10 protein-coding genes are annotated in these 9,418 nt (G+C 67.2%); 2 read left to right on the forward strand and 8 right to left on the reverse strand.

Features of this window, described 5'->3' with window-relative positions; genetic code table 11:
- Positions 1-2: 2 nt before the first annotated feature.
- A complete protein-coding gene (locus GGQ61_RS14550; protein WP_183774067.1) occupies positions 3-623 on the forward strand; it encodes a TIGR02466 family protein in 621 nt (206 codons plus the stop codon).
- Here GGQ61_RS14550 and GGQ61_RS14555 read toward each other — a convergent pair.
- The 4 genes from GGQ61_RS14555 to GGQ61_RS14570 form a co-directional block, all read right to left on the reverse strand.
- Positions 620-1,540 carry a hypothetical protein gene (locus GGQ61_RS14555; RefSeq protein WP_183774069.1) on the reverse strand — a complete coding sequence of 307 codons (921 nt, stop codon included), beginning with the start codon at positions 1,538-1,540 and terminating at the stop codon, positions 620-622. The two genes, GGQ61_RS14550 and GGQ61_RS14555, sit on opposite strands and share 4 nt — an antisense overlap.
- Before the next feature lie 108 nt (positions 1,541-1,648).
- Complete coding sequence (gene rpoD, locus GGQ61_RS14560; protein ID WP_183774072.1) at positions 1,649-3,586, reverse strand: RNA polymerase sigma factor RpoD; 1,938 nt, start codon at positions 3,584-3,586, stop codon at positions 1,649-1,651.
- Positions 3,587-3,665: 79 nt separating this feature from the next.
- Positions 3,666-5,567: a DNA primase gene (gene dnaG, locus GGQ61_RS14565; RefSeq protein ID WP_183774074.1), complete on the reverse strand. Its 1,902-nt coding sequence runs from the start codon at positions 5,565-5,567 to the stop codon at positions 3,666-3,668.
- 44 nt (positions 5,568-5,611) lie between these two features.
- Positions 5,612-5,761 carry a hypothetical protein gene (locus tag GGQ61_RS14570; protein ID WP_183774076.1) on the reverse strand — a complete coding sequence of 50 codons (150 nt, stop codon included), beginning with the start codon at positions 5,759-5,761 and terminating at the stop codon, positions 5,612-5,614.
- A 120-nt stretch (positions 5,762-5,881) separates the two neighbouring features.
- Between GGQ61_RS14570 and GGQ61_RS14575 the strand changes: the two genes are divergently transcribed.
- A complete protein-coding gene (locus GGQ61_RS14575; protein ID WP_183774079.1) occupies positions 5,882-6,817 on the forward strand; it encodes a DUF808 domain-containing protein in 936 nt (311 codons plus the stop codon).
- Here the strand turns inward: GGQ61_RS14575 and sigJ are convergent.
- From sigJ to GGQ61_RS14595, 4 genes are all read right to left on the reverse strand, one after another.
- Positions 6,811-7,683 (reverse strand): RNA polymerase sigma factor SigJ, encoded by an 873-nt coding sequence (gene sigJ, locus GGQ61_RS14580; RefSeq protein ID WP_183774082.1) that lies wholly within the window; start codon positions 7,681-7,683, stop codon positions 6,811-6,813. The two genes, GGQ61_RS14575 and sigJ, sit on opposite strands and share 7 nt — an antisense overlap.
- Before the next feature lie 11 nt (positions 7,684-7,694).
- On the reverse strand, positions 7,695-8,246 hold the full coding sequence (locus GGQ61_RS14585; RefSeq protein ID WP_246370937.1) for a hypothetical protein: 552 nt from the start codon (positions 8,244-8,246) through the stop codon (positions 7,695-7,697).
- Positions 8,246-8,638: a hypothetical protein gene (locus tag GGQ61_RS14590; RefSeq protein WP_183774085.1), complete on the reverse strand. Its 393-nt coding sequence runs from the start codon at positions 8,636-8,638 to the stop codon at positions 8,246-8,248. Before GGQ61_RS14590 ends, GGQ61_RS14585 begins: the two co-directional genes overlap by 1 nt.
- A gap of 72 nt (positions 8,639-8,710) precedes the next feature.
- The gene (locus GGQ61_RS14595; protein WP_183774089.1) at positions 8,711-9,406 is read right to left on the reverse strand and encodes an HAD family hydrolase; all 696 of its coding nucleotides are present in this window, start codon (positions 9,404-9,406) and stop codon (positions 8,711-8,713) included.
- Positions 9,407-9,418: the final 12 nt, after the last annotated feature.

The following is a 9,418-nucleotide window of genomic DNA, read 5'->3' on the forward strand; positions in this document are numbered from 1 at the left end:
CCATGAGCCTGCGCCCTCTCTTCGTCACCCAGGTCTATAAAGCCAGCCTCTCCGGCGAGCGCGGCTTTGCGGACTTCAACGCCGAGCTTGAAGACGCCTGCCGCATGCTGGCCGACGAGGACGTGGCCGGCCAGGCCTGGTGCCGCGAGCACGGCTACGGCGGTTACACCTCATACGCCTCGCTCGACGACCTCCCGATGCGGGCCAGCATCTTCGAGGACCTGAAGCGCAAGCTCGACAAGCATGCGGCCGCCTACGCCAAGGCCCTGCACCTGGACCTTGGCCGGCGGCGGCTGAAGATGGACAGCCTGTGGGTCAACATCCTGAAGCCCGGCGCGGCGCATTCGGGGCACATCCACCCGCACAGCGTGCTCTCGGGTACCGTCTATGTCGCGATCCCAAAAGGTGCGAGCGCGCTCAAGCTTGAAGACCCGCGCCTGCCGCTGATGATGGCGGCCCCGCCGCGGGAGGCCGACGCGCCGGAAGACGCCCGCAGCTTCGTCTATCTGCAGCCCGAGCCGGGCACGGTGCTGATGTGGGAGAGCTGGCTGCGCCACGAGGTGCCGGCCAATGCGGCGCGCAAAGAGCGGATCTCGGTCAGCTTCAACTACGCCTGGCGCTAACGCCGGGCGCAGGCGCCCGGCTGTTCTTCCTTCTGGCGGTGAACGGCGTAGGTCTTGCCGTTGTAGCGCACGACCGGGAAACAAAATCCTGGCCCGCCGAGCACGATGTCCGGCCAGCCGCCCGCGCCTTTGGTCGGCAGGAACTCCGGAATCCCTTGCGATTGGAAGAGCGTACGCCAGTCGCTTCCGGCCCGCTCCATGATGTAGAAACCCTGTCCAGTATGGCCGTAGCAGAAGCTTCCGCTTTCCGTGATGACCATCTCTGAGCGGCCGTCCCCGTTGAGGTCTCGGATATCGCTGGGCTCGATCACCGCCTCGCAGGCGCCCTCCCCGCCCAGCCATCGCCCGCCCTGGGAGACGAATCCCGCGGCCCGCATGGCGGCGGTGCGGTCGGCGGCCGTGACGCCGCTCGAGGCTTCGGTCTTTGCGAACGATGCCGGCGAGCAGGCGGCGGGGCGCTGATAGCCGTCGCCGGCATACTTCCAGTTTCGCACGCAGTCGGCTGTGACGCGCAGGTCCAGCCAGCCGTTCGTTCGTGAGGTTTCGAAGCCCAGGGCTCCACTATCTCGCGCGATAGCCCGCCAACGCCCGTCCTTGCCCTTGGCCAGCAGCGTGAACCACAGCCCGTCGCCGCCGTAGCAGGACGGGTTCTTGTCGACGGCGGCGGCCTCCAGGGCGCCGTCGCCGTTCAAGTCCATGAAAGCGAACTTCGGCTGCGAGGCCGTCCCGCAGACATTGATCGCCTTGCCGCCGGAGACCTTGAACCCCCCAGCCTCGAACAGTTGGACACCTTCGACCTGGCTCATCTTGGGCGGCGGGACCACCGCCTGCGCCTGCGCCCCCGCGGTGAGGGCCAGTCCCAAAGCGAACCCGAGCATCGTCCGGCGCATGTCGCCCACCTCATTCTGATGAGCCAAGCTTGCTCGCCTATCGGCGTTCTGTCACTGCTGCCGATTGGCGTACACGAAAACGCCCCCGACCGCTTCCGGTCGGGGGCGTCAGGGCGCTGCCAGCGCCGGATAGTCTTAGCTGTCGAGGAAGCTGCGCAGCTTCCGCGACCGCGACGGGTGCTTCAGCTTACGAAGCGCCTTGGCCTCGATCTGACGGATCCGTTCGCGGGTGACGCTGAACTGCTGGCCGACCTCTTCGAGGGTGTGGTCGGTGTTCATGCCGATCCCGAAGCGCATGCGCAGGACGCGCTCCTCGCGCGGCGTCAGCGACGCCAGCACGCGGGTGGTGGTCTCGCGCAGGTTCGACTGGATCGCCGCGTCGATCGGAAGGATCGCGTTCTTGTCCTCGATGAAGTCGCCCAGGTGGCTGTCTTCCTCGTCCCCGATCGGGGTTTCGAGCGAGATCGGCTCCTTGGCGATCTTCAGGACCTTCCGGACCTTTTCCAGCGGCATGGCCAGCTTTTCGGCCAGTTCCTCCGGGGTCGGCTCGCGGCCGATCTCGTGCAGCATCTGGCGGCTGGTGCGGACGATCTTGTTGATCGTCTCGATCATGTGCACCGGGATCCGGATGGTCCGGGCCTGGTCGGCGATAGAGCGGGTGATCGCCTGGCGGATCCACCAGGTCGCATAGGTCGAGAACTTGTAGCCGCGGCGGTATTCGAACTTATCGACCGCCTTCATCAGGCCGATGTTGCCTTCCTGGATCAGGTCCAGGAACTGCAGGCCGCGGTTGGTGTACTTTTTGGCGATGGAGATCACGAGGCGCAGGTTGGCCTCGACCATTTCCTTCTTGGCCTGACGGGCTTCGCGCTCGCCCTTCTGGACGGTCTGGACGATGCGGCGGTAATCGTCGATCGGCACGCCGGTCTCGGTCGCCAGGGCGGCGACCTCGGCGCGGATGTCGCCGATCTGGCCGGCGTCGTTCTCGACGAACTTGGTCCAGCGCACGCCCAGCGGCTTCACCTGCTCGGTCCAGTTCGGCGACAGTTCCTGACCGAAATAGGCCTTGAGGAATTCCGAGCGGGAAATGCCGTAGCTGTCGGCCAGGCGCAGCAGGCGGCCTTCCAGGCCCATCAGACGCTTGTTGATCGCATAGAGCTGCTCGACCAGCGCCTCGATGCGGTTGTTGTTCAGCTTCAGCGTCTTCAGGTGCTGGACGATGGCCAGCGAGGCGCTGGTGTAGGCCTTCCGGTCGGCGTCCGAGAGGTCTTCGCCCTTCAGGCGCTTGCCGACCAGCTTTTCCTGCAGCGAGCGGAACGAGTCGAACTCGGAGGCGATCGCGTCCAGGGTCGCCATGACCCCTTCGCGCAGTTCGCCTTCCATCGCGCTGATGGTCGGACCGGCGCCGTCGTCGAAGTCGTCGTCGTCGTCGGCGCCTTCGGCCTTGGCGACAGCCTCGCCGTCCTCGGTGGTCTCTTCTTCCTCGGCCTCGGCGCCGCCGGCCAGTTCGGCCGCCGCAGCGTTGGCGCCGCCATACGTCTGTTCAAGGTCGATGACCTCGCGCAGCAGGATGCGGCCGGAGCCGAGCTCCTCGCGCCAGACCATGATGGCTTCAAAGGTCAGCGCGCTTTCGCACAGCCCGCGGATCATGGTGTCGCGACCTGCCTCGATGCGCTTGGCGATGGCGATTTCGCCTTCGCGCGAGAGCAGCTCCACCGAACCCATTTCGCGCAGGTACATGCGCACCGGGTCGTCGGTGCGGTCGTAGGCCGGCTCCTTGGCCGTCTCGACCACGGCGGTCTCTTCACGGACGGCGACTTCACCGCCTTCGGCGTCTTCCTCGGCCTCGACGACGTTGACGCCCATCTCCGAAAGCATGGCGAGGGTGTCTTCGATGGCCTCGGAGGTGACTTCCTCAGAGGGCAAGACCTTGTTCAGCTCGTCCATCGTGACGTAGCCGCGGGCCTTGGCCTGCTTGATGAACTTCTTTACGCCGGCGTCGGTGAGGTCGAGCAGCGGACCATCGCCGCCAGTCGTTTCCGTGTTTTCCGCTTCAGCCGTGTTCGTGCTCATCTAGGTCTCCGGATTTCGGCCGCGCCATGGAAGGCGCGGGCCGAAGATGCTCCAATAGCGGATAGACGGTCGTACTCCCTTACGACCCTTCTCCCGCCCAAATCGTTCCCGTTCTGATCGCGCGTTTCAGCGTGTCGCGTTCGCCTTTCAGGCGCTCGAGAGCTTCCATATCGGAACGGCCGCTAAGGTTACCCTTTGCGGACGCAATAGCCTCGTCGAGCGCCACGAGCCGTGAAAGGCCCGCGAAAGCTTGCGACCACTGGGATCTAGCGACGTCGAGGGAGACATCCGGTTTCAAAATGGGCGCGCCCGATTTCGCAGCGGCCCGGTCGATGTCTGTCAGCAGCGCATTAAACCCGCAAGACGCCAGATGGCGTGCGAGAGTCGCGGTGTCAAGATGATCAGCATCCAATCTGAATCCGATGATCTCGCCCGTGAGCTTCGCTAGAGCTTCGACACCGAAGCCTTTGGCGAGGAACGAGTTCTCCAGATGTTCGTCCAGAACGCTAGGATCGCCGATGGCGTACTTGGCGAGCGCGGCGGCCACCGGGTCGATCGACACCGCCAGCCGCCGCGCCGCCGCGCGTCCCGCCTCGGTCGGCGCCGGGTCGATCCACTCGCGCCCGCCGCCCCGCCAACCTCTTGAACCGCCTGCATTTCCACGTTGCGGACGCGCGTTTTGCTCGGACGCCGCGCGCCCCTTCGGGCCGGTCGCATCGAAGCGCTCCATCAGCGCTTCGCGATAGGCCTGCTGCAGATCCTTGTCGGCGATCAGGCCCGCGGCGTTGCGCAGGCGGTTCTTGAAGCCCGCCCGCCGCTCAGGCGTATCCAGCGGCTCCAGATCGTGCTCACGGGTGAACAGCGCGTCTACGAAGGCTGTGGTCTGCGACAACTGAGCGCGGAGGGCGACGGCCCCCTGCTCGCGCAGCACCTCATCCGGGTCCTTGCCCCCCTCGACGATTGCGAACTTGAAGCTCTTGCCGGGCTTCAGCAGGGGCAGCGCGCGGTCGATCGAGCGCGAGGCCGCCTGCCGGCCGGCGCGGTCTCCATCGAACGACAGCGTCGGCTCGCCGTGCAGCCGCCAGAGCATCTCCATCTGTTCTTCGGTCAGCGCGGTGCCCAACGGCGCCACGGCGGCGATCCCTGCCCGCTGACAGGCGATCGCATCCATATAGCCTTCAACCACGACCAAGGGCGGCTTCTCGCCGCTGGGCGCGGCCCCGAGGATCTTGCGGGCCTCGCCGATCCCATAGAGCGTACGCCCCTTGTGGAAGAGAGGACTTTCCGGACCGTTCAGGTACTTGGCGCGGGCCTGCGGATCCATCGCCCGGCCGCCGAACGATAGGATCCGCCCACGGTGGTCGGAGATCGGAAAGATGATCCGGTCGCGGAAGCGGTCGTAGGGCGCGCCGCCCTCCTCCGGCGCGATCAGCAGGCCGGCCTCGACCAGTTCCCCAGGCCGCGCTCCCTTGGTCACCAGATAGTCCTTCAGCGCCGTGCGGCCCGGCGGCGAAAAGCCGAGACGGAACCGCGCCCATTCGGATTCGGGCAAACCGCGGCGCTCTAGATAGGCCCGCGCCTCCTTGCCTTCGGGCCTCCGCAGGGCGCCTTCGAACCACTGGGCGGCGGCGTCCATCCAGTCCGACAGCCCCTGGCGTTGGCGTTCCTGCTCAGCCGAGCGGGCGTCGACCTCAGGCATCGGCAGGCCGGCCTCGGCGGCCAATCGCTCGACCGCCTCCATGAAGGTCAGGCGCTCGGTCTCCTGCAGGAAGGTGATCAGGTCGCCGTTCTTGCCGGACGAGAAATCGAAGAACTGCCCTTTCTCGTCGTTCACATAGAACGAGGGCGTCTTTTCCTTGTTGAACGGCGACAGGCCTACATACTCGCGCCCCTGCTTGCGCAGCTTCACCGTCCGCCCGATCACGTCAGACGGCCGGAGGCGCGATTTGATTTCATCGAGGAAGTGTTCGTCGACCCGCACGGGCGCAATGATACAGGGCCGGAGGCTTTGGCGTAGCCCTTAGCTCACCGATCCAGCAATCCGTGCACAGGGGCGTCTACGTCGACCTCCACGCCTTCGACGCCGTAGCGCCGCATCACTGCGCCTTCCGGCGGCTTTCGCTCGTCGCCAGCCATGAATGGCGCGGGAGCCGCTTCCGTCTTGGGCCGTTGCATCTGACCCCGTTCCCATCCACAGGCAGCCTGGTACGGAAGAGCAGCGCGGCGCCCTGCTCGTGACTAGCTCCTCCCGCCCCGTGATATTGGCTCGAGTCTTTCAAACAGCAGAGGTTCCCGATGGCTTCCGGACTTGTCGCGCTGCTCGACGATGTCGCGGGCATCGCAAAGATGGCCGCCGCCTCGCTGGATGACGTGGCCGGAGCGGCCGGCAAGGCGGGAACCAAGGCGGTCGGGGTGGTCGTCGACGACACGGCCGTGACTCCCGGCTATGCCATGGGCTTCACGCCGGACCGGGAATTGCCGATCGTCCTGCGCATCGCCATCGGGTCGCTGCGCAACAAGCTGCTGTTCCTGCTTCCGGGGGCGCTGTTGCTCAGCGCCTTCGCGCCGTGGGGCGTAACGCCGCTGCTGATGGCCGGCGGCGCCTATCTCTGCTTCGAGGCCACCGAGAAGATCATCGAGGCGATCCGCGGCGAGGACGAGGCCGACGAACCTGAGGAGCTCGCGCTCAGCGCCGCGGAACTGGAGAACCAGAAGGTCAGCGGCGCGATCCGCACAGACCTCATTCTCTCCGCCGAGATCATGGCCATCGCGTTGGCCGACGTCGCCGATCGGCCGATCTTTGTCCAGGCCGGGGCGCTGGCGCTGGTCGGCGTGGCGATCACCGCCGCGGTCTACGGGGTGGTCGGCCTCATCGTGAAGATGGACGACATCGGCTTGCACATGGCCAAGCGCACGGCGCGCGCCTCCCAAGCCATCGGCCGGATGCTGGTCAGGGGCATGCCGGTGGTTATGAACTGGCTCACCGTCATCGGCACCGCGGCCATGCTGTGGGTCGGCGGCGGGATCATCGTCCACGGCCTGGAGCACTTCCACCTGACGCCGATACCGGTCTGGGTCGAGGGCGCCTCGCACTGGGCCTCGCAGGTTCCGGCGATCGGGGCGGTCACCGGCTGGCTCACCTTCGCGGTCGGTTCGGCGATCGTCGGGCTGGTGATCGGCGGGATCATCGCCGGCCTCCTGCACCTGCTGCCGCGCCGCAAGGCTCACTGATCCCGCAAGACCTGCCCCAGCTTATCGGGATTGCGGACAAGGTAGATGGCTGCGAGCTTGCCGTCCTCGCCGGGCTGGAACGCCACGGTCATCGGCCCGTCCTCGCGCTCCATCACCACGCCGGGATAGCCGTTGATGCGCACGGCGCGGAAGCTGATGGGCCAGAGCTGAGCCCCGCCCGAACGCCAGGCGATGCCCTCCAGCAGGCGGATGATGTCGTCACGCCCGATCATTGGCCGCAGCGCCGCAGTACGCTTGCCGCCGCCGTCGGAGATCAGCACCGCGTCTTCAGCCAACACTGAGGACAGCGCCTTCATGTCGCCCTGGGCCGCCGCCGCCATGAAGGCGGCAGCGAGCTTGGCCGCGTCCTCCTGGCTGACGGTAAAGCGCGGACGGTTGTCCTTTACGTGGGCGCGCGCCCGGGCGGCGAGCTGGCGCACCGCCGCCTCGTTGCGGCCAAGGGTTTCGGCGACCGATGCGTAGTCCTCGTCGAAAACGTCGTGCAGGAGGAACACCGCGCGCTCCAGCGGCGACAGTCGTTCCAGCGCCAACAGGAAGGCGACGGACACGTCCTCGGCCCGCTCCACCGGATCGATGCTCAGCTCCTCGATCAGCGGCTCGGGCAGCCAGGGGCCGCGATAGGCCTCGCGTTGAGCCTTGGCCGAGCGCAGCCGATCGATGCAGAGCCGGCTGGTCACCCGCACCAGCCAGCCGACCGGATCGCGCACATCTTCCTCAGTCCGCGTCCACCGCAGCCAGGCGTCTTGGACCACGTCCTCGGCCTCGGCGACGGAGCCCAGCATCCGGTAGGCGAGCCGGATGAGGCGCGGGCGCTGGGCCTCGAAGATGTCGATGTCGGCAGCCATGGTCGCGAACCTTATGCCGCCAGCGGGTTGTGGGCCACGGGGGCGGCGGCGCCCTCGACCATCACCCTCGAACAGGCTTTGCCGTATCCCAGGGCGTACTTGAGCGTCGGGTACATGCGCGCTGTGGTCAGGGCCATGCTGACCGCGACGAGGCCGGGGTCGCCCCAGCGGCCGACGATTTCATCGCGCAGCGGATCTGCGGCGGCCATATCGCGCGCAAGGCTGGCGCGGGCGAAGCGCCAAGCCAGCGCCGCCTCGGGCCCCATCGCCGCCTCGTTCCCCGCCAGGATTGCGCGCAGGACTTCGGGCGGGACGCCCTCGGCGCTGGCCATGTCGGTGACGATCTGGGTGCATGGGCCGCAATCCTCGGTCAGGGTCCCGGCCAGCTTGGCCGCGGCGATGGCGCCCGCTGGCGCGGCCTTGGCGTCGACCATCGAACTGACCAACCCGAAGCGCAGCAGCCCGCCCGGGCTGACGGCCAGCAGTCGGCGCATATAGCTGGCGTCGTAGCCCCAGCGGCGTTCCATCTTGTCGATCTGGCGTGCGAGCAGGGCTTTCAGCATCAGGCGGCTCCTGTCCTGACAGGACGGTTGAAGACAGCGATGGCGGCGGCGATCAGCGCCGGAGCGAATACGCCCGGCAGGTCGCGGATCAGATTGGCGACCGGATCGGCCGAGCAACTGGCGTCGAACACGTGGATCGCGGAATGCAGCACCAGGAAGCTCGCCCCGGCGACGAGGGCGGGCCATCCCTGGACCGGCCGCGCGGCGAACCAGCCCAGGCCGCCGGCCACGACCAGATAGGTCGCCCCGATGTCGCGAACGAAGTGCGGATTGTAGGGACCGGTGGCGATCACGCCCGGCACGGCGTTGTACCACCGGAACGAGGCCAGCAGCATGGCCAGGGCGTTCAGCCCCAGCAGCAGGCCGAGGGCGGCGGCGAGGATGCGCGACATCTGATTTCTCCGAACCATCGCCCCCAGGACGGATCGGCGCCCGCGGCTGTGACACGTCGCTCGGAAAAACCGTCAGTCCAGTGCGTCGATCCAGGCCGGCAGGTCGCGGATGCTGGCCAGTTCGGCGAACCGCGCGTGCCCTTCCGGCGCATCGGCCATCTCGTGCGCCCAGATCAACGGATAGGGGACGTAGGCGCCGTAGGCGCCGGCCTCGATCGCCGGCAGGATGTCCGAGCGCATCGAGTTGCCGCACATCACCGCCTGCTCCGCGCCGGTGCCATGGCGGGCGAAAACACGCGAATAGGTCGAGGCGTCCTTCTCGCTGACGATTTCGACGGCCGCGAACAGGTCGCCCAGCCCCGAGGCCGCCAGCTTCTGCTCCTGGTGCAGCAGGTCGCCCTTGGTGATCAGGACCAGCCGGTAGCGCTTGGATAGCTCGGCCAGGGTGCCGTCCACCCCGGGCAGCGGCTCGACCGGCTCGCTCAGCATCTCGCGCCCGACGGCCAGGATTTCGCGGATTACATGGCCGGGCGGCTCGCCGCCGGTCATCTCCATCGCGGTCTCGATCATCGACAGGGTGAAGCCCTTCACCCCATAGCCGTAGAGCCGCAGGTTGCGCTTCTCGACCTCGGCCAGGCGCTTCTCCAGCGTCTCCTTGTCCGCGACGCCGGACAGGAGTTCGCTGAACCGGTCGTGGGTGAGCCGGAAGATGGTCTCGTTGTGCCAGAGCGTGTCGTCGGCATCGAGGCCGACCGTCGTGATCGTCACTTGCGAGTCTCT

The organism is Phenylobacterium haematophilum (genome assembly GCF_014196295.1).
Classification (GTDB): Bacteria; Pseudomonadota; Alphaproteobacteria; order Caulobacterales; family Caulobacteraceae; genus Phenylobacterium; species Phenylobacterium haematophilum.